Source organism: Paenarthrobacter sp. AMU7 (assembly GCF_041200195.1).
Lineage (GTDB): Bacteria > Actinomycetota > Actinomycetes > Actinomycetales > Micrococcaceae > Arthrobacter.
The window spans coordinates 2,094,781-2,118,183 of sequence record NZ_CP165735.1 but is presented as its reverse complement, the minus strand read 5'-3'; the positions used below and the strand labels follow the sequence as shown (position 1 = coordinate 2,118,183).

Genomic DNA, 23,403 nt, shown 5'->3' with positions numbered 1-23,403 from the left:
CACCAGGCTGTGGAAGCGACCGTCATCGAAAACCACATGATCGCCATCAAGTCACTAAACCCCGAGAAAGCCGTCCGGCAGGCACACGAACTTTGGACCACAATGCCCGACAGCCGCGATTACCTCACAGAAGAGAAAACCACTGCCCTGATGGCCAACTTCCAGTTCCCGCACATCCGCGACCAGCTCATCCTTTGAACTCCCAAGCGCTGGACGTGTCCAGAGCGGCGATCTATTCGAGCACTGGGACAGTACCGTGGCCGTAGGTATCCAGAAAGCTGCGTTATTCAGCTACAGTTCACCTTCATCTCTCGCAGCAAGACTCTGGCGGTCCCTGTCCCCTAGTCGTCTCGAGAGGCCGTGTCAGCAAGGCTTCCCACCAGGTCCGGGATAAGGCAGCTAGGCGACATCCCTATCAGGACATGGAACCAGGTCGCTCAACAGCAGTTGGACGCGCTGGTCGCAGCCAACTTTCCGCAGCCCCCATGACCCTGCTCATAAGAGCCCAATAGGCCACGCCGACGGCCAGGGATGCCCACACCGCCAGACCCTTATCAATCTGAATGACCATTGGGTATACGAGCCAATGGGTGACGTATATATACAGCGAAGCACTGGCCAGTAGGGCGACGAACCTGTGCATGCCGCGCGGGACGGGCAAGGTGTTAATCCAGAGGAGAACGAGGAAGCCCGCGAGAATCGTGGCGCTGCGGTAGGTGTCTTCGAAGGATCCCGGGATAGTGCACAGAGCCATAGCGGTAAGAAGGGATCGCTGCCGGAGCGTGTGGGACACGGCGGCAGCCCAGCCGAAGGCGAAGAGCCACAAAACGGGCCCCTGGCCGGGGTAAGGCAGCTCAACGACGTCGAAGCGTTGCAGGAGATCCAGGCCCGCCAATGCAAGCGGGAAACCCCATGGCCACCGGCGCATGGCCCGATCGATGACCGGGATAGCCAGCAAGAGCGCGAGACCGACCAGGATGTGAACTAGCACCTCGACGAACCAGAAGCGGGACATGTCTGTCCAACCTTGCGGGCCGACGAGTGAGTTCAGAAGAAGAACGTTGTGCCAGCCGTAGTCATCAGTGACAGCGAACGCGACTGCTATCACCGCCACGCTGGGAACCACGATCCGGGCAATGGCCCGCAAGTGCCGTCGGAAACGGGAACGCCGATTTCCCTCAAGCTGGAAACGGGCAAAGTTGTAGCCGGCGAGGCCCATCAGTACGTGAGCTGTTCCTTCCCAGGAGAACAGGCCGATGTGCGTGGAAACGATGAAGACGATGGCCACTGCCCGCAGGACGACGCTTGTCTCCATCGGTGCAAGCAACCGCCTTTGCCAGGTGCGTACCCGCCCATGGACCGGTTTGGCGGTATGCCCGGCGCGCTCGGCCTGCTTCAGTCCGGGGGTGAGCTCGCGGATGGGCATCAGATGCCATCCCCGCGGAAGGTAACGGAGTTCCTGCTCCAGGCGAACTGAGGCCGCGACGTACGAGAGTGAGTCTCCGCCGAGCGACACGAAGGTGTCCGTGTCCGTGACGTTGGCCGTTTCGAGTACTTCGGCGAAGATCGTGCGCACGTCCATGCCGGGGTGATGCGGAGGTGGCTCGTTGGCTGGCATCTCCGGTCGGGATGCCATAGCGATGACGGCAGGGTAGTCAGGCTTTCCGTTCGCCAGCCGGGGTATCTTGGGGACAGGATGGAGGTCGACGGCGGCGCGCGGCAGCCCAAGGTCCTGGGCGACGGTCTTTGCTATCAGGGATAGATCGTGATCCCCCTCGACGGCGGCAACGAGCCGGCCATCTGTGCCTGCTACGGCCGCTGAAACCCCCAACCCGATCAGAATGCGTTCGACGTGGCCTAAGTCGACCCGCAGGCCAACCACTTTGATGAAACGGCTTCGTCTGCCCACGATCTCGTAGAGCCCGTTGGGGGTGCGCTTGGCCAGGTCCCCCGTTCGGAGTTCAGCTACGGTCCGGCCTAAGGCCAGGTCCTGAGGACTTTCGGCGTAGCCGAGCATGACGTTTGGTCCGGCGTAAATCAGCTCACACTCATCGAGTCCGGGCACTTGTTCAAGCCGGAATGTTCCACCGGGCACGGGCACGCCGATGGCCTGCGGGTGTTCGGAAGCGAGGTCCGGTGGCAGGTAGGCCATTCTGGCGGTGGCTTCGGTCTGTCCGTACATGACAACGAGGTCCCAGCCTCGTCGTGCACCCAGCCCGGCGTAGTGCCGGACCTTGTCGGGGCCAAGACCTCCGCCGGCTTGGGACACATAGCGGAGCGAGGGCAGTGCCATGTCTGCGAAGCCCACGCGCTCGAGAAGGTCAAAGGTGTAGGGCACGGCGGCAAACGATGTAGCCCCTTCGGCGTGGAAAAGATTCCAGAAGCACGGGTCTACCACGGACAAGTCGGTCACCACCAGCGATGCGCCCCGGAGGAGGTGGCTGTTGATCACCGACAGGCCGTAGCAGTAGGACATCGGCAGCGTGGTGGCTGCCCGGTCGTGTGGACCTATGCCCAGATACTCGGCAATGGACTCGGCGTTGGACTGCAGGTTTTCCAACGAAAGCCTGACCAGCTTGGGTGAGCCTGTGGAGCCGGAGGTGCTCAGGAGTAGTGCCAGCTCAGGGTGGAGTTCATGCCGGGTCCCGGGCCGGCGTTCCTCCATCACAGGCTCGCCGGACCCCGAACGCATGATGACGTCGGGGTCGTACGCGGCCACGAGCGATTCGAGCGCAGCGGGCTTGTCCGCGGGCAGGAGGATGATCGCGTGGTTTCCGGTAAGCGCAGCCAAGTAGGCGACCAGTGAGTCCACGTCATTCGAGGCGGTCAGTGCAACAAGCCGACGGACAGGGCCGAGCCGGGCTGCGGTCGTAGCTACCAGATCTGCAAGCTCTGCGTACGAAATGGTGCGCGAGCCACCGCGAATGGCCGGACTATCTCCGAAACGGGCAAGCTGCGCGGCAAAGGGAACGGGTGCAAGGTCGAGCGTTGTTGTTGTCATTGAATCTCCTGGGGAAAGGCCACTCCCTCGCCGACAACGCGAAGGCACAGTTCCGTCCCGGGCTTGGTAATCGAAGCGTTCCAGTGCCGGATGGTGATCACCTCACCGCCGCCAGGGTAGCGGTGGCCGTTGCCGGAGACTCCGCCGTCGGCAGCGCTGTACGCAGCAAGCTTGATGCGGACGGTGGTCTCGGGTCCGAAGTAATCCGTATCAACGACGACTCCGCGGATGGGGCCGTCGGGGGCGATGCGGATCTGTTCCGGCCGCAGCATCAACTGCACCCGTCCCTGTGCAGGGGGACGGCGCACCGGAATCCCGCCGAGTGAACACGTGGCCAGTGATCCCTCCAACCATGCGTCCAGAATGACGGCGTCACCGAGGAACTCGGCAGTGGCGCGGTCCGCTGGACGGGTGTACACAACAAACGGATTGCCGATCTGCGCCAATTTTCCGCCCCGCATGATGGCCACCTGGTCCGCAAACGACAGCGCTTCAGCCTGGTCATGCGTCACGAGGATGGTGGTCACACCCGCGGCGTTCAGCACCTCAGCCACCGCCCGCCGCGTGGCGACGCGCAGGCCCGCGTCAAGGGCCGAGAACGGCTCGTCCAGCAGCATGAGTTCAGGTTCCCGCGCAAGAGCACGCGCCAGGGCAACGCGCTGTTGCTGGCCGCCGGACAGCTGGTGCGGGCGCCGCTTGGCCATGGAACCGTCTAGCGCGACCATCTCGAGCAGCTCCTGGACGCGGGGGCCCACGGCCCGCCGACCGCCGTCGAGCTTCCCGGAATCCAACCCGAAGGCTATGTTCTGCCCCACCGAAAGGTGCGGAAACAGGGCACCGTCCTGGGCAACATAGCCCACCTGCCGCTTGTGCGCCGGAACCCGGACTCCGTTGCCGGCAACGGTGGAACCATTGAGGCTGATGGTCCCGGTGTCAGGATGTTCGAAGCCTGCAATAAGCCGTAACAGCGTGGTCTTACCCGAGCCGGAAGGTCCGACGATGGCGGTGGTTCCCCCCAATGCGACGGACAGGTTGACGCCCTTCAACACTGACTGGGAACCGAAGTTCTTGGTGACGTCGGCGATGTCTAAGTGGGTGTTCGTGGTGGGAGCCACTGTGGGCGCAACCCGTGGGGCGGGCAGCCTGGGTGGAGATTGTTCGGTCACTGTCCGGCAACTTTCTTGGACTGATGGAAGAGCAGGTAGGTCATGGGGGCCGAGAGCAGGATCATCAACAGCGCATAAGGTGCTGCGCCGGCATAGTCGATCTCGCTGCTCTTGCTCCAAAATTCGGTGGCCAGGGTCCGGGTCCCGTTCGGCGAGAGCAGAAGCGTTGCCGTCAACTCATTGACGATGGCAAGGAATACCAAGGCCGCACCGCCGGCAGCCGCAGGGGCAGTGAGCCGCAGGGTGACCTTGAAGAACGACGCCAAGGGAGCCTTGCCGAGGGATTGCGCGGCCTCATCCAACTCTTTGGGTGCTTGGGCAAGGCCCGCCCGAAGGTTGACCAGTGCCCGGGGAAGGAACAGCAGCACGTACGCCGCAACCAGGACCCCTGCTGTCTGATAGATGCCCGGAAGAACCCTGATGCTGACGGTGACAAACGCCAAGCCCACAACAATGCCCGGCAGTGAGCTCGTTACATAGTTGGACAGCTCCAGGACCTTGCTGAACCAGCTGGGCCGCCTGACCGCAAGGTATGCCATTGGGAACGCCACCACGGTGGTGGCCACCGCGCCGGCAGCCCCATACAGAAGGGTTTGCAGCAATGCCGGGGCGAACTCGCCGACCACCCACACCTCCGGGCCACCCGCAGCGATCCAGCGCAGGACCATCCAGACCGGCACGCCGAAAGCCAGGATCGTGACCGCAAGCATGGCCAACTGGGCTGGGGCCTGGAACTTACCCAGCTCCAGCCTTGTTGCTTTCGCCTGTGCGCCCGAACCGATCCTTGCGTAGCGGGCCGTACCGCGGCTCTTCACCTCGGCCAGGAGCAGGACCAGGCACAGGAAAACGAGGACGCTGGCCAGCATGTTTCCGGCGGTGCCGTTGAACGTCGACTGGAACTGGACCATGATCGCCGTCGTGAAGGTATCAAAGCGGATCATCGCGAAGGCTCCGTACTCCGCGAGGAGATGCAACGCCACCAGCAGGGCGCCACCGGTCATGGCAATGCGGAGCTGCGGCATAACCACCCTGAGGAACACTGCCCAAGGACCCAGGCCCAACGAAGCCGCGGACTGCTCAATAGCGGGGTCCAGCCTGCTTAGCGTTGCCGCGGCTGGAATGTACACCAAAGGGAAGTAGGACAGCGTGGCGATCAGCACGCCAGACCATATGCCCTCCAGCGACGGTATCGCGGACACCCACGCATAGCTGTTCACGAACGCTGGAACTGCCAGTGGCGCAGCCAGCGCAACAGCCCACCATGTGCGGCCACGCAAGGTAGTGCGCTCCACCAGCCAAGCCCCACCAACACCGAGCACAAGGCATAGCGGAACGGTTAGTACGGTTAGCAGAATCGTGTTTAGGAGCAGCTCGCCAACGCGCGGACGGACTATGAGTTCGACGGCGGTGTCCCACCCGGTCGCGACGGTCATGTAGACCACGTAGCCGAGCGGGATCAGCGAAAAGAAGGCGATCAGGACCGCCAGGACCGATACGGTGGAAACGCCGAAAGGCGGGCGAAGGCGCTTGCCCTTGTCCGCCGTCGGCGTGTTTCCCGGACCTGGCTGGCCGGAAACCGTAAACCCGGTTGTCACCGAATTACAGCAGTCCCGCCTGGGTCATCAGGTCGGTGACCTTGGAGGAGTTCAGCTTTGCCGGATCAACAATGGGAGCCTGCAGTTCCTTGATGGGAACCAGCTTTTCGTTTGCCTCAACCTGCGAGGCAATGGCGTATTCGAAGGACGTGCCGGTCTTCAGGATCTCCTGGCCCTTCTTGCCCGTGATGAACTTCAGGAAAGCCTGGGCGTCGGCTGCCTTTTTGGAGGACTTCAGCACGCCACCTCCGGACACAGATACGAAGGCACCCGGATCCTGGTTCTTGAAGTAGTACGGCGTGACGTTCTTGGAGTTCTCGCCGGTCTTGGCCTGGTCGCCGTAGTAGTAGTAGTGGTAGATCAACGCGGCATCAACTTCGCCGGCGTTAACAGCCTTCATGGCCGTGCCGTTACCCTTGTAGGCCTTGAAGTTGTCCTTCATGCCTTTAAGCCATGCCTCAGTGGCGGCTTCGCCCTTCAGTTCCAGCAGTGCGGAGACTATGGCCTGGAAGTCGGCGCCGGTGGGCGACGCTGCCCACTTGCCCTTCCACTCCGGGTTGGCCAAATCCAGCATGGACTTGGGTAGCTTGTCTTCGCGGATCTTGTTTTTGTCGTACACCAACACGGTGGAGCGGGCTGCGATACCGGTCCATTTGCCGGTGGAAGGACGGAACTCTGCGGGCACCTGGTCAATGGTGGTCTGGTCTACGTCGGCGAAGAGGGCGGCATTTTCAACCTGAGCCATGGCCGGGGAATTCTCGGTAAGGAAGACGTCGGCAGGAGAGGCCGCGCCCTCCTGAATGAGCTGGTTGGACATTTCAGTGTCCGACCCCTGGCGCAAGGTGACCTTGATTCCTGTCTCCTTGGTGAAGGCGTCGATCCATTCTTTGGTAAGGCTTTCGTGCTGGGCGTTGTACACCGTGATGCCATCGACGGCTTCGGACGGCGCGGGGGCGGTCGAAGCGTCGGAGCCACAGGCTGCAAGGGCAAGGGTGGCGGTGGCTACAAGTGCGATTTTGGCCAGCGCAATGTTGGGGATCTTCATGGGGATACTTTCTGCAAACTGTCGGAGAGAGATTGGGGACCCTCCCAGGAAGTTTAGGTTAGCCATGCCTAAGCGTCCAAGGCTCCTAACTGCTGGGCACGAATGTTACGGCGCTCCTACCATTTGTGAGGTCAGGGCCACGTTGCAACCCTCAGACCCCGCATGGCGCGGCACAGCAACAGTCACCTTCCCCCGCTTAGGTCCTGCGGATGACCGTCGAGGCTCTACCCGACTGCATGCTGAGCTCATGGAAAAACCATCACATTGCGACGTGCAGGATGGGCTTCCGGGAGCACCCGACCTTGACCAGTTTGTCCTGAAGGCCAAGCTGCCGAGCTGTGCCTGATCTTGGGTTCGTTTTCGTCGCAATGATTATCGATGCTGTCGCATCTACATTCGACGTAGAAAACAGCCTGGCGTTTACCGGTGGTCAGCGCTTCTTGAACGCGTCCTTCAACTTCTCGACAGCCTGTCTGAGGTCCGCCCTGAGCTGGTCCCTTTTTCCTTCGGCCCTGAGGCGGTCGTCAACGTTTGCCCTGCCGGTGGCTTCTTTGAACTTACCGGCAAGCTTTCTCCCCGCATTCCCGACTTTGTCGCCGAGACCCATAGTATTCCTCCTCTGAGGCGAACCGGCAGCTACCGATGGGATCATCGTTTACGCTATCCAGCGGCATCTGCGGCGGCCAGACTTCGAGTGAGAGGTTGGGAAATCACACCCTTGGCTCTCCGAGACCGCGCACTGGAATTGGACGAACCTAGAAGGCGTCCGCGTCCTTACTGATCACCTTCAGGCAGAAGAGCGCTCTCACTGACGTCATGACGTGAGGTCATGACCCCTCCATGAATAGCCAGAAGCAACAACGCTGTTTGTCATTCTGATATCCCGACCATCGCTGGACGGGCCGCCGCGCAGCCAAGGCGCTGACATGCCAGCGCCGGTCTGGAAAGTTCGCTCGTCGCTTCTACGCCACTTGTCCCCTTCCGAACTTTCCGGATCGGCCCGGTCCCCGATTTGCACTCCAGCCCTCTACCAGCGCACGGGTCCCCTATCAGAACGACCCGCAAAGACCACAGAATCAGCATATGGGCAAAGGAAAAGGACAATGAATGCGCTCACCATCAAAGACCCTGCTGACCTGCTCAGCTTCATCGGGCACACCCTCGGCTTCTGGCCCCAAGAGAGTCTGGTCTGCATCACCCTAGACAAAGGCAAGGTCGGCGCCACCCTCCGCATCGATCTCCCGCGCCAGCCCGGCACGGAACTCCCCTACGCCCGCACCGTCAGCAGCTACCTCACCACTGACACCAGCGCGACAAGCATCGTCTTCGCCCTCTACACCTCAACCCACTGCGAACCCGGCCAGCCCAAACCACATGCAGCGACCATCGCCGCACTCACCGGAGTCCTCGCCGAAAACGGCATCACCATCCGCGACGGAATCTTCGTCAGCGACGACACCTACTCCCCCTACGACAGCGAGCCCGGACAAGACATCAGCCTGCCCATCAGCACCACCGAATACAGCCGCGTCAACGCCGAGTTCATCTACCGCGGCAGCACCATCGAACCAACCAACCGGATCATCGTCCCGACGCCGACCCACGAAGCAGACCACGCCACCGCCGTCGAAAACGGCATGCGCACGATCCGCGCCCAGGCGCCGCATCAAGCCGCGCTACGAGCCAGCGAACTGTGGACAACCATGCTTGGTAGTTGCGATTTGCTAGGAGATCACCTTGCTGAGTCAGAGACGAGTCTTTGAAATGAGCGATGCCGAAATCCGCAAGAACGACCCGTCGGTTCTTACTGTCGACGAGGATATTCTCGGGCTTGATGTCCCGGTGCACCACCCCTCGATCATGCACATAGGCGAGACCATCGCATAGTTGGGAGAGGTAATCGAGAAGCACCCGGTAGTCGTATTCCTCGTCAATGATGTCGCGCAAGTTCTCCGGGTACAGGTCCATGGTGTAGTAGAAGTACTTCGCGTCATCGAACTGCGAGTGAATTTTCACAACGTGATCATTCTTCGAGTCCAGACCGAACGCGATTTCCTGGAGGAACCTCCCGTTGCGCTCTGGCCGAGCATTTTTCTTTATTTGCTTGAGTGCGTAGACCCTGTCATCTGCCAATGAGCGCACCTCACAGACCGTGCCCGCCCCGCCCTGCCCCAGCTGTGGCTCGACGACGGTGTAAGAGTCACCGTCGATCTCAAAAATCATCCCCTTTTTCATAATGACCACACTATTGAAATTTCGGGATGATCGAATTCCTCCTGAACTGCGTTCGCAGACAGGGCCGCCCACCGTTATTGCCCCAATCCGAATCCTTTACGAACGTCCGGACCCGTCCCCTAATCAGGCTCGATGTGTCTCGAAACCTCTATGCCTCCAGACACTAGGGATTTGAGATACTCAGTTATGAAGGTGAAGCGATCAGGCTCTCCGCCAGAAATTAGTACCATCGTCTGCTCCGGATAGTGTGAACCAGACCAGAACTGTCACCATTCGACGTCATCTTGCCCGAGACGATGCGCGAGACATGGGCTACACAAACCCCGAAGAAAAGGTCCGGATTGTGGTGACCCTCCTGGAAGGAGCAACACGCTGGGCGCCGGACGAGTATGACGACGCAGAGCTCGAATCCCTGGCAGACAAAGCCGTGGTGCTGTCGCGAACGGTGTTGGGCCTGGAGCTCTGACCCAGTCATACGCTAACTTTGCTTCAGCGAACGAGTGTTCGGCCCCTCACTCCATCAATGTGAACGTGGACGCAATCGCAGTCGCCCGGGCAGCCCCGCCGGGTGACAATCCTTCGAATCACCCCTCCCATGAACACGTTCCTTAGGTCATGTTGCGCACAGCACCCCTACCCATGAAGAGGTGTAGGACAACCACGACCTGCCAGACGAACGCAGAGAGGAACACCTGACTCCAGGCCCGAGCAAGCGGAGGGCCCACCAGCCAAGACCCTGAACCCGCTCCCCCACAACTGAACAGGCCAACCGGCGACCAGGCACACGCCGGCACCACACATCAGAGACTCGTGTCAACAATTGTCAACACGTTAAAGCAAAAACCCCCTCTGACGAGGGGGTATGCTGTGCCCGAGGTGGGACTCGAACCCACACACCTTTCGATACTGCATTTTGAGTGCAGCGCGTCTGCCAATTCCGCCACTCGGGCGCGGATTACCGGGAAGTTAAATCTCGCTGACTGCTCACGTCTGTGAGCAACGCGATCCTTTCCCAGCACGCGAAATTACTATACATGCAGATAGGCTGATTCAAAGAACCGGGCGCGCTGATGCAACAAAAACCTGCCATCAAAGAGTCCACACTAAGATGGACATGAACCCGCCGAACCTTTTCAAGGAGATCCCGTGACCGAACAGACGGAGTCCATACCCACAGCCCAGCCGGCCCGACGCGTTGTCGTAGCCGAGGATGAGACCCTCATCCGCCTGGACATTATCGAGATTTTGAAGGGCGAGGGGTACGACGTCGTCGGCGAGGCAGACAACGGCGAGAAAGCTGTGCAGCTGGCCGAGGAACTGAAGCCTGACCTTGTCCTCATGGACGTGAAGATGCCCGTGATGGACGGCATTTCGGCGGCTGAGAAAATCGTCAAGGCACGCATCGCGCCTGTTGTCCTTCTGACTGCTTTCAGCCAGAAGGAACTGGTGGAGCGGGCACGCGACGCCGGTGCCATGGCTTACGTCGTCAAGCCGTTCTCCCCCGCGGACCTGATTCCGGCCATTGAGATCGCTCTCTCCCGCCACGAGGAAATCAAGGCGCTCGAGAACGAGGTTTCCGACCTCCAGGAGCAGTTCGCCACGCGCAAGCTTGTAGAGCGCGCCAAGAGCCTCCTGACCACCAAGATGGGCCTGACGGAGCCGGAAGCCTTCCGCTGGATCCAGAAGACCTCCATGGACCGTCGCCTCAGCATGCGTGAGGTTGCCGAGACCATTATCAACCAGGTCAACTGACGCAAGAACCACAACAACGACGGCGGCCGCTTACCTCCTGCGAGGTGGGCGGCCGCCGTCGTACTCACCACCAACAAACAAAAATGCGGGCCCCGCCATAAGGCGGGGCCCGCATTCAACAACCGAAGAACTAGCTCTTGGTCTTGGACTTCTTTTCAGGCCACGGGCCAACAGGTTCCTTGCGTGAACCGTCGTCAACCTTGGAGGTATCGGCGAGGTCACCCACCTTGTGGACCTTCAGTGAGTTCGTGGAACCGGCCTGTCCTGGAGGGGATCCGGCGGCGATGACAACCAGGTCGCCTTCGTCCACAAGATCCATTTCCAGCAGGCTCTTGTCCACTTGTGCGGTCATCTCGTCGGTGTGGCCCACGGAGGGAACCAGTACCGGCTGGATGCCCCAGGTGAGGGCAAGCTGGTTCCAGACGTGCTCCACCGGTGTGAACGCGAAGACCGGCTTGACGGGGCGGAGGCGCGAAAGGCGGCGTGCCGAGTCACCGGACTGGGTGAAAGTACAGATGTACTTTGCGTCCAGCTGGTCGGCGATTTCGACGGCGGCACGGGTGATGGCGCCACCGCGCGTCTTGGGCTTGGTACCCAGCGGGGGGACGCGCTCCAGGCCGTGAACTTCAGTGGACTCGATGATCCGGGCCATGACCTTGACGGTTTCGATGGGGTACTGGCCCACAGAGGTTTCGCCGGAGAGCATGACTGCATCGGCGCCGTCGAGAACTGCGTTGGCGCAGTCTGAAGCCTCGGCACGCGTCGGACGCGGGTTGTCGATCATGGATTCCAGGACCTGGGTGGCCACGATGACCGGCTTTGCCCAGCGACGCGCCAGTTCAATGGCACGCTTCTGGACTATCGGCACCTCTTCGAGCGGCAGCTCGACGCCGAGATCGCCACGGGCAACCATGATGGCGTCGAAGGCGTCGATGATTTCGTGGAGCTGCTCCACTGCCTGCGGCTTTTCGATCTTGGCGATCACCGGAACACGGCGGCCTTCTTCGTCCATGATCTCGTGGACGCGCTTGATGTCTGAGGCATCACGCACGAACGAGAGGGCGATGAGGTCGGCGCCGCGCTTGAGGGCCCAACGGAGGTCGTCCTCGTCCTTTTCGCTCAAGGCGGGGACGTTGACGGCAACACCGGGCAGGTTGATGCCCTTGTTGTTGGAAACCTTGCCGCCAACAGTAACGGTGGCGACTACCTTGACGTCGTCAACCTCGATGGCACGCATGGCCACCTTGCCGTCGTCGATCAGCAGGGCATCGCCCACGTTGACGTCTTCAGTGAGGCTCTTGAGCGTGGTGGAGCAGATGTCCTTGGTGCCGGGTACGTCTTCGGTGGTGATGGTGAAGATGTCGCCGACGGCCAGCTCGTGGGGTCCGTCAACAAAACGGCCAAGACGGATCTTGGGTCCCTGGAGGTCAGCCATGATCGCAACAGGCTTGCCCAGCTGCGCCGCAGCCTTGCGGACGTTTTCGTAGGTGATGTCATGCACGGAGTAGTCGCCGTGGCTCATGTTCATGCGAGCAACGTCGACGCCGGCCTCCAGCACCGCGAGGGTGTTGTCGAAGCTGGAGATAGCCGGGCCGAAAGTTGCCACAATTTTCGCGCGTCTCATATACCTACCCTAAGTAGTTCATGCTGATTGAGTAAAAGAAACGTTCCTGCCGGCGCTATAAGACCGCTATTGCCCGGTCGGTGGGGGCGACCGGTGCCGGGAGAATGGTGCTTCCCATCAGGAACTTGTCCACTGCGGCCGCACATGCACGGCCTTCCGCAATGGCCCACACAATCAGTGACTGGCCACGTCCGGCATCGCCGGCAACAAACACGCCCTCGGTGTTCGTCATGTAGTAGCCGTCGCGGGCAACGTTGCCCCGACCGTCGAACTCTGCGCTGACCTGCTCCGTGATTCCTGCCGGCTCAGCGCCGGTAAAGCCAAGGCTCAGGAAGACAAGGTCAGCTGGGATGATCCGTTCTGTACCGGCCTTGGGCAGGCGTTTGCCGTCCACGAACTCGGTTTCAGCAACTTTGACGCCGGTGAGTTTGCCGTTTTCTCCAACGAACTCAACGGTGGACGCAAGGTAGGTACGCTCGCCGCCTTCTTCGTGGGCGCTTGCGACCTCGAAGAGGGTGGGGAACGTCGGCCACGGCTGGTGTCCTGCACGTTCCGACGGCGGCTGCTTGCCGATCGCGAGCGTGGTCACCGAAGCGGCCTGATGGCGGTGGGCGGTGCCGATGCAGTCAGCACCGGTATCGCCACCACCGAGGATGACCACGTGCTTGCCGCGGGCATCAATGTGGTTTTCGGGGTTCTCCCCTGCCACCATACGGTTCGAAGGAACCAGGTAATCCATGGCGAAGTGGACGCCCTCAAGGTCGCGGCCCGGGATGGGCAGGTCACGCGGCACGGTAGCACCGGTGGCGACTACGACGGCATCGTAACGGCGACGCAGCTGCTCCCAGGTCACGTCCGTACCGACGGCGACTCCGGTCCGGAAGCGGGTGCCTTCGGCCTTCATCTGCTCCAGGCGGCGGTCAACCTGTTCCTTCTCCATTTTGAAGTCGGGGATGCCGTAGCGGAGCAGTCCGCCAATCTTGTCGTCGCGTTCGTAGACGGCCACGGTGTGGCCCACACGGGTCAGCTGCTGTGCCACGGCCAGGCCTGCCGGTCCGGATCCCACCACGGCCACTGTCTTGCCGGTGAGGCGCGTCGGCGGCAGCGGCTGGACCCAGTCGTTGTCGAAGGCCTGGTCGATGATCGAAACCTCGACCTGCTTGATGGTCACTGCAGGCTGGTTGATACCCAGCACGCAGGACGCTTCGCAAGGTGCAGGACACAGACGGCCCGTAAATTCCGGGAAGTTATTCGTGGCATGAAGGCGCTCAATCGCTTCTTCACCCTTATCCCGCCACACGAGGTCGTTCCACTCAGGAATCAGGTTGCCCAGCGGGCAGCCCTGGTGGCAGAACGGAACGCCACAGTCCATGCAGCGGCCGGCCTGGCTCTTCAGGACGCCCTTTTCCTGTGCTTCGTACACCTCTTTCCAGTCCATGATGCGGACGGGAACAGGACGGCGTGGCTGCGTTTCGCGCTGCCGGACTTTCAGAAATCCGCGTGGATCAGCCACCGGTTACCTCCAGGATTCGAGACCATACTTCTTCGCCATCGGGGTCCAAACCCTCTTCAATGGCGTCGAGACGGGTTTGCAGGACTGCTGCGTAGTCGCGGGGCAGTACTTTGGTGATGCGGGCGGCGGTGTCGTCGAAGTTTTCGAGCAGACGGCCGGCCAGGACGGATTCGGTTTCCTCAAGGTGCTTGGTGAGGAGGCCGTGAACGATGTCGCGGTCCTCGGCATCGAGCTCCAGGAGCTGGAGTTCGCCGGTGTCGAGGGCCATCTTGTTGACACGCTCGGGCTGCAGGTCCAGCACATAGGCGGTACCACCGGACATGCCGGCACCGAAGTTACGGCCGGTGCGCCCGATGATCAAGGTCTGGCCACCGGTCATGTACTCGCACCCGTGATCGCCAATACCTTCGACGACGGCGGTCGCACCGGAGTTGCGGACCAGGAAGCGTTCGCCAACCTGGCCACGCAGGAACATCTCGCCGCTGGTGGCACCGTAGCCGATGACGTTGCCTGCAATGACGTTGCGCTCTGCCGGGAACACGTTGGTGCGGTCCGGGCGGACGATGATGCGGCCGCCGGAGAGACCCTTGCCGACGTAGTCGTTGGAATCGCCGAACATCCGCAGAGTGATGCCCGCGGGCAGGAACGCTCCGAGCGACTGGCCTGCGGTGCCGTTGAGCGTGACGTCGATGGTGTCGGTCGCCAGGACATCGATGCCGAAGGTCTTGGTCACCACGTGGCCCAGCATCGTACCCACGGACCGGTCTGTGTTAATGACGTCGAGGGTGATCTTGACGGGCATGCGGTCGCTGAGTGCTTCCTGGGCCATGGTGATGAGCCGCTGGTCAAAGTGCTTGTCCAGCTCGTGGTTCTGACCGGTCATGTTGCGCAGCGGCACGTCGTCGTCGAACTCCAGCCCGTGCAGGATGGGATCGAGGTCCAGCCCTTCGGCCTTCCAGTGGTTGATCGCTTCGCGGGTGTCCAGCACCTCGGCGTGACCGATGGCTTCTTCCAGGCTGCGGAAACCGAGCTCTGCAAGGATTTCGCGGACTTCTTCTGCGAGGAACTCGAAGAAGTTGACCACGAACTCGGGCTTGCCGTTGAAGCGGGAGCGGAGCTCGGGGTTCTGTGTGGCAACACCAACGGGACAGGTGTCCAGGTGGCAGACGCGCATCATGATGCAGCCTGAAACCACCAGCGGAGCAGTCGCGAAACCGTATTCCTCGCCACCCAGCAGGGCAGCAATAACAACGTCGCGGCCGGTCTTGAGCTGGCCATCCACCTGAACCACCACGCGGTCGCGGAGACCGTTGAGCATGAGGGTCTGCTGGGTCTCGGCCAGGCCGAGTTCCCACGGTACGCCCGCGTGCTTGAGCGAGTTCAGCGGCGAGGCGCCGGTACCGCCGTCGTGACCTGAAACAAGTACGACGTCGGCCTTCGCCTTGGTGACGCCGGACGCCACCGTGCCGATCCCGACTTCCGAAACCAGCTTCACGTGGACACGGGCCGAAGGGTTGGCGCGCTTGGCATCGTAGATGAGCTGTGCGAGGTCTTCGATCGAGTAGATGTCGTGGTGCGGGGGCGGGGAAATGAGTCCGACTCCGGGAGTCGAGTGACGCGTCCGGGCTACCCAGGGGTAGACCTTCTGGGCCATCAGCTGGCCACCTTCGCCGGGCTTGGCACCCTGGGCCATCTTGATCTGGATGTCGTCGGCGTTGGTCAAGTACAGGCTGGTGACGCCGAAGCGGCCGGAAGCGATCTGCTTGATGGCAGAGCGGCGCTCCGGATCCAGCAGGCGGTCAACGTCCTCGCCACCTTCACCGGTGTTGGACTTGGCGCCCAAACGGTTCATGGCAATGGCCAGGGTCTCGTGCGCTTCCTTGGAAATGGAGCCGTAGCTCATGGCACCGGTAGAGAACCGCTTGACGATGCTGGAGACCGGTTCCACTTCCTCGAGCGGAACCGCAGGGCGTACACCGTCCTTGAACTTCAGGAGCCCACGCAGGGTCATCAGGTTCTCGGACTGGTCGTCGATGCCCTTGGTGTAGGCCTTGAAAATGTCGTACCGGCGTTCGCGGGTAGCGTGCTGCAGGCGGAACACCGTCTCAGGGTTGAAGAGGTGCGGTTCACCGTCGCGGCGCCACTGGTACTCGCCACCGCCAAGAAGCGGCTGGTGCGGGTGCTCGATGCCACCTTCGGGGTAGGCCATCTGGTGGCGCGCCGAAACTTCGGCAGCGATGACGTCCAAGCCGACGCCCCCCAGCTGGGAATGCGTGCCGGAGAAGAATTCGTCCACGAGCTCCTGGGACAGGCCCAGCGCTTCAAAGGTCTGGGCGCCCGTGTAGGAAGCCACGGTGGAAATACCCATCTTGGACATGATCTTCAGGACACCCTTGCCGAGACCCTTGATCAGGTTGTAGACGCCGTCTTCAGCGGTGACGCCCGTGACGTCACCGTTGGAGATCAGCTGTTCCACCGATTCCATGGCCAGGTATGGGTTGACTGCGGATGCGCCGTAGCCAATGAGCACGGCCACGTGGTGCGTCTCGCGGACATCGCCGGCCTCAACCACCAGCGCTGTCTTGGTGCGGTTGGCGCTGCGGAGCAGGTGGTGGTGAACGGCGCTGACCAGCAGGAGCGAGGGAATCGGCGCCCACTGTGCGTTTGAGTCACGGTCGGACAGCACCACGTACTGCACACCGCGGTTGATCGCGCCGGAAACCTGTTCGCAGATTTCGGTCAGGCGTGCACGAAGTGCCGCTTCCCCACCCTCCGGGCGGTAAAGGCCGCGGACCTTCATGGCGATGCGGTCGCCGTCGGGCGTCTCGATGTTCGCGATCTTGGCGAGCTGGTCGTTGTTGATGACCGGGAACGGCAGGGAGATCTGCGGCTGGCGGACCTGCTTGCCGTCCAGGAGGTTGCCGTTGGGGCCGATGGCACACTTCAGTGAAGTGACCAGTTCCTCGCGGATGGCGTCCAGCGGCGGGTTGGTGACCTGGGCGAAGGACTGCACAAAGTAGTCGAACAGCAGGCGTGGGCGCTTGGAAAGCACGGCAACAGGAGTATCCGAACCCATGGCACCCAGGGGCTCGGCACCCGTGCGGGCCATCGGGCCGAGCAGGATCTTGAGCTCTTCGGTGGTGTACCCGAACGTTCGCTGGCGGATGTTGACCGACGCCGCGGTGTGGACCACGTGCTCGCGCTCAGGGAGCTCGTTGATGTCGATCAGGTTGTCCTTGAGCCATTCAGCCCACGGATTGGCAGCAGCAACCTCGGCCTTGACCTCAGCGTCGTCAATGATGCGTCCGGCTTCGGTGTCCACCAGGAACATCTTGCCGGGGGCGACGCGGCCCTTCTTGACCACGTTGGAAGGCTCTACCTCGATCACCCCAACTTCGGAGGCAAAGATGATGAGGCCGTCTTCGGTGATCCAGTAGCGTCCCGGGCGCAGGCCGTTGCGGTCCAGCGTTGCACCAACGAGGTTGCCGTCGGTAAAGGAAACAGCGGCCGGACCGTCCCACGGCTCCATGAGCAGTGAGTGGTACTCATAGAAAGCACGGCGGGCGGGATCCATGGTGGCGTGGTTCTCCCACGCTTCCGGGATCATCATCATGATGGAGTGCGTAATGGGACGGCCGGACAGCCACAAGAGCTCGGCAACCTCGTCGAAGGAAGCGGAATCCGAGGCACCGGGGGTGCAGATTGGGTAGAGCTCTTCGGGAACGGAACCCAGCAGCGGGCTGGCCAGCTGCGACTGACGCGCACGCATCCAGTTGCGGTTGCCCTTGACCGTGTTGATTTCACCGTTGTGGGCGATGGTGCGGAAAGGCTGCGCCAAAGGCCATGACGGGAACGTGTTGGTAGAGAAGCGCGAGTGGACAATGGCGAGCTTCGTCTTGAAGCGCTTATCCGAAAGGTCCGGGTAGAACGGCTCCAACTGGGCTGTGGTCAGCATGCCCTTGTAAACGATGGTGCGCGAGGACAGCGACGGGAAGTACACGCCGAACTTGTTCTGGGCACGCTTGCGGATGCGCCAAGCGCGGGAGTCCAGCTCATTGTGCTCAAGCTGCTCACCGGTGGCTGAGGCAAAGAACGGCTGCGAGAAGTACGGCATACAGGCCCGTGCCATGGCGCCCACCAGATCGGCGACCACTGGAACTTCACGCCAGCCGAGGACCGTCAGGCCTTCGTCGGCTGCAAGCGCTTCAATGCCGGCCTTCGCGGTTTCTGCTTCGCGGGACTCGGCGGGAAGGAAAGCTGTGCCCACCACGTACTGGCCAGGGGCGGGCAGTTCGAATTCGGTGACGGCCCGGAAGAACTCGTCCGGTACCTGCATAAGCAGGCCCGCACCGTCGCCGGTACCTTCGTCGGCGCCCACGGCGCCGCGGTGTTCGAGATTGCGGAGGGCGGTCAGAGCCGCTTCCACGATGTCGTATCCCGGTTCCCCGCGGAGCGTGGCAATAATAGCCAGGCCGCAGGCGTCCTTCTCCGTATCAGGGTTGTAAAGACCCTGGGCCTCCGGGAGCGCGGCAAAGCGCTTGAATGGAGACATGGCACCCTGAGGTTCGATATTTTCGGACCAACCGGGGTTATGAAGATGGGTCATGGGAGACGTCCTTCCTCGAGATCGTGCGTATGGAAGGGACAACGTTGGCCCCACCTTGCCTGCCCTGTGACGGGCACAACAAAGCGCTAGTAATTGGAATTGTAGGCCAGCCGATCCAGCGCAACGAACAGTTACGCAGACCTCTGGCCCCGGCTTGACCAGTGAACATCGGTATGCTGCGGTCCGGTTTCCGGGGTGCCACGACGCTGTGGACTGGGCCCTACGAGCGGTGACTCTGTTGCCCCTTGACCGAACGTGACTACTTGGTGTCGTCAGCCTTCGGCGTGGATCCGGGGGCCTTCCTTGCGGCAGTTGCAGCAGATGTGGATTCCGGGGCGGACGTGCTGTCCTTTTCCGGCTTCCCTGCTGTTTTCTGCGGCTCGTCAACGTGGCCCGAATCGCTTTGGTTATCAGGGAGATTACCACGCGAACCAGTATCTGAGACAGATGCGTCCACATCATGACTGGTGACGCTCGTCACCGGAATGGGCTCTTTTCCGGCCTTCTCTTCCGGCTCGCGCCCCGCCAAGTAAGGAGTGTCGGGCACAGGCCGTCCCCGGCGGCCGAGGATGAAGAAGATGGCCAGCGCAGCAATGAAGACAAAGATGCTGGTCCACACATTGAGCCTGGTGGTAATGCCAAACAGATTGATCTGTTCAGCATCATCGATGCGCAACGCCTCGATCCACACCCGGCCCAGGGTGTAGTACACCGCGTAGAGCCAGAAGAGCCGGCCCCACCGGAAGTTGAACTTCTTGTCCAGCAACAGAAGGATGGCCACGCCCAGCAGGTTCCACAGCATCTCGTAGAGGAACGTGGGGTGGAACAGCGTGCCTGCCGCCATATCCGGCGGGAAGTTCGCGTTGGCTGGATCAATCTCCAGTCCCCAAGGCAAGGTGGTCGGCGCACCGAAGAGTTCCTGGTTGAACCAGTTCCCCAAACGGCCGATCGCCTGGGCCAGCAGAAGTCCCGGCGCAGCTGCGTCCAGGAAAGCCGTCAGTTTGACGCCTGCCCGGCGGCAACCAATCCACGCGCCCACGGCACCCAGGATGACGGCACCCCAAATGCCGAGTCCGCCTCGCTGAATCTGCGGAATCAGGGACAGGTCCCCGGTACCGTCAAAGCCCGGACCGAAGTAAGCGTCAGGCGAGGAGAACACATGGTAGAGCCGGCCGCCGATGATGCCGAAAGGAATTGCCCAGATGGCAATGTCCCACAGGCTGCCTTCAGGAGCGCCACGGCGCTTCCATCGAGCCGACGTCAGCCACAGGCCAACGATGATGCCCGCCAGGATGCAGAGGGCGTAAGCGTGGATACGCAGCGTCCCCCACGGTAGCGGAATGTCGAAACCGGACCACGATGGGCTCGGGATACTCATGGGGACCATTGCCGCTGCGTGGAGGACGGTCTGCATTCGCTTCGCGGTTTCCTTTTCTAGGCTTCTGCAGCTGCGCGGCCCAAGCCGGCGCTGAGGTTCTTGGTGAGTTGCCCGACAGCGTCCACGCCGCCATCGCGGAGAGCCGCCACCAAGGCGGTTCCAACGATCACGCCGTCAGCATAGCCGGCAATTTCACGGACATGGTCCGGGTTGGACACGCCCAAACCGACGCACACGCGCCCGGCTCCGGCAGCGTGGGCACGGGCCACCACGTCTTCAGCACTGCTGCTGACAGAGGTGCGCGTTCCGGTGACGCCCATGATTGAGACAGCGTAGACGAATCCACGACTTGCCTTGACGGTCATATCAAGTCGCTCCGGGGTGGACGAAGGTGCCACGAGGAACACCCGGTCCAAGCCATACTTATCCGAGGCCTCGAACCACTCATGAGCCTCGTCAGGGACCAAGTCGGGGGTGATGAGCCCGGCTCCCCCGGCTTCGGCCAGGCGCCGGGAGAATTCATCGACACCCATGCGCATGACCGGGTTCCAGTAGGTCATGACCAGCACGGCCGCATCCGTAGCGGCGGTGATGCCGGCAACAACGTCGAAAACGTTGCTGACACGGAATCCGTTGGCGATCGCCTCGGTGGTTGCAGCCTGGATGACCGGGCCGTCCATCACAGGATCGGAGTACGGGATGCCGATCTCGATGAGGTCAGCACCATTGCGGGCCAAGGCGATGCCCGCCTCGATGCTTTCCTGGACGGTGGGGTACCCCGCGGGGAGGTAGCCCACCAGGGCGGCACGGCCTTCTGCCTTGGCACGATCGATGGCGGCAGCGGATTTGCTGGCGAATTCTTCAGTCATCAGTTCTGGTCCTCGTTGACATCCCCGGCATCGGACGTGCGCTCGGTGGGGCCCTTGGGCTTACGGGTAGATAACGTAGTGCCCTTGACGTGGCCTTCTTCATCCAACATGTTGAACCAGGCCGCGGCCGTCTCCACGTCCTTGTCTCCACGACCGGACAGGTTCACGATCACCGTGACGTCGGAAGGGTTCTCCTTGCCTTCGGTCAACCGATGGCCGATCTTGATGGCGCCGGCCAAGGCGTGCGAGGACTCGATGGCGGGAATGATGCCCTCGGTCCGGCACAGGAGGCTGAAGGCGTCCATCGCTTCGGTATCCGTGACCGCCTCATACGTGACGCGCCCAATGTCGGCCAGGTATGAGTGCTCCGGACCCACGCTGGGGTAGTCCAGACCCGCGGAGATGGAGTGGGACTCGATGGTCTGGCCGTCTTCGTCCTGCATGAGGTAGGAACGGGCGCCGTGCAGGACGCCGGGACGGCCCAGAGAGATCGCAGCCGCGTGGCGACCGGTCTCGACACCTTCTCCGCCTGCTTCAAAGCCATAGATCTTGACGGATGCGTCGTCAAGGAAAGCGTGGAACAGGCCGATCGCGTTGGACCCACCACCGATACATGCGGCAATGGCATCGGGGAGCTTGCCTGTTTGCTCCAGGATCTGGCTGCGGGCTTCCTCGCCAATGACTTCATGGAAATAGCGGACCATGGCAGGGAATGGATGTGCCCCGGCCGCAGTACCCAGAAGGTAGTGGGTGTGTTCGACGTTCGAGACCCAGTCTCGCAAGGCGTCGTTGATGGCGTCCTTGAGTGTCTGGGAGCCGTTGGTCACGGGTACCACGGTGGCACCGAGCAGCTGCATGCGGGCAACGTTCAGGGCCTGGCGCCGGCAATCCTCGGCACCCATGTAGACCACACATTCCAAGCCCAGCAAGGCTGCCGCCGTGGCGCTGGCCACGCCGTGCTGTCCGGCGCCGGTTTCCGCGATCACCCGTGTCTTGCCCATGCGCTTGGCGAGGAGGGCCTGGCCCAGGACGTTGTTGATCTTGTGGGACCCGGTGTGGTTCAGGTCTTCGCGCTTGAGGAAGATGCGTGCTCCGCCGGCGTGCTCGGAGAAGCGTTTGGCTTCGGTGAGCAGGGAAGGCCGGCCGGAGTAGTTTTTATTGAGATCCTTGAGCTGAGCGATGAACTCGGGGTCAGCTTTGGCTTTCTCGAAGGTGTCCTGGACTTCGTCGAGGGCGGCGATGAGGGACTCGGGCATCCAGCGTCCGCCGTAGTTGCCGAAATAGGGCCCGGAGGCGTTGCGCAGCGAAGGGCCACCTTGCAGGAATGCGTCAGCCGCATTCTCTTCTGAGCCGGCTGTTGGCGCGTTGACCATCAGTCTCACCGTCCTGTTCCAGTTAGTTCATTGGGTAGTTCCACGTGCCGCAAGGCAGCCGCAGGCTCAAGCCCGGGCTGCCTTGCGACAGTTCGCCGTGATTCAGTGACTGCCTCAGTTCCTGACGGCGATGGCGGCAGCTCCAGCTGCCTTGAATTCGGTGATGCGTTCGCGCGGCGTGGAGTCACTGACAAGCGCCTCCCCCACCAGGATGGCGTTGGCGCCGCCCGCGGCGTAATGCGAGACGTCGTCCACGCCCCGCACACCCGACTCGGCGACGATGACGGCCCCGGCAGGAATCAATCCAGCCAGGGAACTGAAAACCGAGCGGTCGACGTCGAGGGTCTTGAGGTTGCGGACATTGACGCCGATGATCTTGGCCTGGGCCGCGACGGCGCGCTCGATCTCTTCCTCGGTGTGGGTTTCCACGAGCACGTTCATGCCGAGCTCGTGGCTCAGCGCGCTGAACTCCGCCAACTCCGAGTCCGACAGTGCCGCGACAATAAGCAGGATGAGGTCGGCGCCGTGGGCACGGGCTTCCCAGATCTGGTACTCGTCCACCGTGAAGTCCTTGCGCAGCAAGGGAATATCGACGGCGGCGCGGACGGCATCGAGGTCGGCCAGCGAGCCGCCGAAACGGCGCTGTTCGGTCAGGACGCTGATGACGGAAGCCCCGCCGTCGGCATACTGAACCGCAAGGGAAGCGGGATCCGCGATGGGCGCGAGGTCGCCCTTGGACGGGCTGCGACGCTTGATTTCTGCGATGACCTTGAGGTCGTTGCGGACGGATGAGGGACCACCCAGGGCGGCCCATGCATCGTGTGCCGGGGCGGCACCTGCGGCGCGGTCCTTCAGCTCCGCAAGGGAAACGAGACGGCTGCGCGTCTCCATCTCCTCCTTGACGCCAACAATGATGTCATCAAGAACGGTCACGATTAGTGGCCGTTGTTCTGCAGCTTGCTGCCGCCCACTCCGTAGCCCGCCTTGCGCATGACGAAGCCCACGATCAGGCCGATGACCATGACAACCAGTCCGCCAATGAAGATCGGAGTACTGGCAATGACGAACGCGATGGAGGAAATCAGGGCACCGACCAGCATCACAAGTACGCAGGTCCAGGCAGCCGGGCTGTTTCCGTGGCCAATGGCGTCAGCGTGGCTGGCCATGGTGGATTCAGCTTGGTTTGCGGACACTGTTGTTTTGCTCATGTGAAATCTCCTCAGGATGAATACTGCTTACATTCTGC

General features: G+C 61.9%; 17 protein-coding genes, 1 tRNA gene and 1 pseudogene. 4 read left to right on the top strand and 15 right to left on the bottom strand.

The window, feature by feature from the left end; all coding sequences use genetic code 11:
* The first annotated feature begins 9 nt into the window (after positions 1–9).
* A complete protein-coding gene (locus ABQM86_RS09710; protein ID WP_207597236.1) occupies positions 10–198 on the top strand; it encodes a hypothetical protein in 189 nt (62 codons plus the stop codon).
* 217 nt (positions 199–415) lie between these two features.
* Here ABQM86_RS09710 and ABQM86_RS09705 read toward each other — a convergent pair whose 3' ends face one another.
* From ABQM86_RS09705 to ABQM86_RS09685, 5 genes are all read right to left on the bottom strand, one after another.
* Positions 416–3,001 (bottom strand): AMP-binding protein, encoded by a 2,586-nt coding sequence (locus ABQM86_RS09705; protein WP_369746486.1) that lies wholly within the window; start codon positions 2,999–3,001, stop codon positions 416–418.
* A complete protein-coding gene (locus tag ABQM86_RS09700) occupies positions 2,998–4,167 on the bottom strand; it encodes an ABC transporter ATP-binding protein (RefSeq protein ID WP_369746485.1) in 1,170 nt (389 codons plus the stop codon). Before ABQM86_RS09700 ends, ABQM86_RS09705 begins: the two co-directional genes overlap by 4 nt.
* Positions 4,164–5,762 (bottom strand): ABC transporter permease, encoded by a 1,599-nt coding sequence (locus ABQM86_RS09695; protein WP_369746484.1) that lies wholly within the window; start codon positions 5,760–5,762, stop codon positions 4,164–4,166. Before ABQM86_RS09695 ends, ABQM86_RS09700 begins: the two co-directional genes overlap by 4 nt.
* A 4-nt stretch (positions 5,763–5,766) precedes the next feature.
* Positions 5,767–6,807: an iron ABC transporter substrate-binding protein gene (locus ABQM86_RS09690; RefSeq protein ID WP_369746483.1), complete on the bottom strand. Its 1,041-nt coding sequence runs from the start codon at positions 6,805–6,807 to the stop codon at positions 5,767–5,769.
* 430 nt (positions 6,808–7,237) lie between these two features.
* Positions 7,238–7,414 carry a CsbD family protein gene (locus ABQM86_RS09685; RefSeq protein WP_369746482.1) on the bottom strand — a complete coding sequence of 59 codons (177 nt, stop codon included), beginning with the start codon at positions 7,412–7,414 and terminating at the stop codon, positions 7,238–7,240.
* Positions 7,415–7,910: 496 nt separating this feature from the next.
* On the opposite strand from ABQM86_RS09685, the gene ABQM86_RS09680 reads away from it, so the two are divergent.
* Positions 7,911–8,570: a DUF4192 family protein gene (locus ABQM86_RS09680; RefSeq protein WP_369746481.1), complete on the top strand. Its 660-nt coding sequence runs from the start codon at positions 7,911–7,913 to the stop codon at positions 8,568–8,570.
* 37 nt (positions 8,571–8,607) lie between these two features.
* On the opposite strand, the pseudogene ABQM86_RS09675 reads toward ABQM86_RS09680, so the two are convergent.
* Positions 8,608–9,030 (bottom strand): annotated as a pseudogene (locus ABQM86_RS09675) (serine/threonine protein kinase); the annotation flags it as partial.
* 319 nt (positions 9,031–9,349) lie between these two features.
* Between ABQM86_RS09675 and ABQM86_RS09670 the strand changes: the two are divergent.
* Complete coding sequence (locus tag ABQM86_RS09670) at positions 9,350–9,508, top strand: hypothetical protein (protein ID WP_369746480.1); 159 nt, start codon at positions 9,350–9,352, stop codon at positions 9,506–9,508.
* A 402-nt stretch (positions 9,509–9,910) separates the two neighbouring features.
* Here the strand turns inward: ABQM86_RS09670 and ABQM86_RS09665 are convergent.
* A tRNA-Leu gene (locus ABQM86_RS09665) sits at positions 9,911–9,992 on the bottom strand.
* A gap of 196 nt (positions 9,993–10,188) precedes the next feature.
* Here ABQM86_RS09665 and ABQM86_RS09660 point away from each other — a divergent pair.
* On the top strand, positions 10,189–10,794 hold the full coding sequence (locus ABQM86_RS09660) for an ANTAR domain-containing response regulator (protein ID WP_369746479.1): 606 nt from the start codon (positions 10,189–10,191) through the stop codon (positions 10,792–10,794).
* A gap of 130 nt (positions 10,795–10,924) precedes the next feature.
* Here the strand turns inward: ABQM86_RS09660 and pyk are convergent, their stop codons facing one another.
* The 8 genes from pyk to ABQM86_RS09620 form a co-directional block, all read right to left on the bottom strand.
* The gene (pyk, locus tag ABQM86_RS09655) at positions 10,925–12,418 is read right to left on the bottom strand and encodes a pyruvate kinase (protein WP_369746478.1); all 1,494 of its coding nucleotides are present in this window, start codon (positions 12,416–12,418) and stop codon (positions 10,925–10,927) included.
* Positions 12,419–12,473: 55 nt separating this feature from the next.
* Positions 12,474–13,931, bottom strand: coding sequence for a glutamate synthase subunit beta (locus tag ABQM86_RS09650; protein ID WP_207597218.1), 1,458 nt, complete (start codon positions 13,929–13,931; stop codon positions 12,474–12,476).
* Positions 13,924–18,537, bottom strand: coding sequence for a glutamate synthase large subunit (gltB, locus tag ABQM86_RS09645; protein WP_369746477.1), 4,614 nt, complete (start codon positions 18,535–18,537; stop codon positions 13,924–13,926). The genes ABQM86_RS09650 and gltB overlap by 8 nt, the downstream gene beginning before the upstream one ends.
* Before the next feature lie 259 nt (positions 18,538–18,796).
* On the bottom strand, positions 18,797–19,951 hold the full coding sequence (gene lgt / locus ABQM86_RS09640; RefSeq protein WP_369746476.1) for a prolipoprotein diacylglyceryl transferase: 1,155 nt from the start codon (positions 19,949–19,951) through the stop codon (positions 18,797–18,799).
* 20 nt (positions 19,952–19,971) lie between these two features.
* Positions 19,972–20,784: a tryptophan synthase subunit alpha gene (gene trpA, locus ABQM86_RS09635; RefSeq protein WP_207597215.1), complete on the bottom strand. Its 813-nt coding sequence runs from the start codon at positions 20,782–20,784 to the stop codon at positions 19,972–19,974.
* The gene (gene trpB / locus ABQM86_RS09630) at positions 20,784–22,157 is read right to left on the bottom strand and encodes a tryptophan synthase subunit beta (RefSeq protein ID WP_207597214.1); all 1,374 of its coding nucleotides are present in this window, start codon (positions 22,155–22,157) and stop codon (positions 20,784–20,786) included. Before trpB ends, trpA begins: the two co-directional genes overlap by 1 nt.
* A 114-nt stretch (positions 22,158–22,271) precedes the next feature.
* The gene (gene trpC / locus ABQM86_RS09625; RefSeq protein WP_369746475.1) at positions 22,272–23,090 is read right to left on the bottom strand and encodes an indole-3-glycerol phosphate synthase TrpC; all 819 of its coding nucleotides are present in this window, start codon (positions 23,088–23,090) and stop codon (positions 22,272–22,274) included.
* A 2-nt stretch (positions 23,091–23,092) separates the two neighbouring features.
* A complete protein-coding gene (locus ABQM86_RS09620; protein WP_207597212.1) occupies positions 23,093–23,365 on the bottom strand; it encodes an HGxxPAAW family protein in 273 nt (90 codons plus the stop codon).
* Positions 23,366–23,403 lie beyond the last annotated feature (38 nt).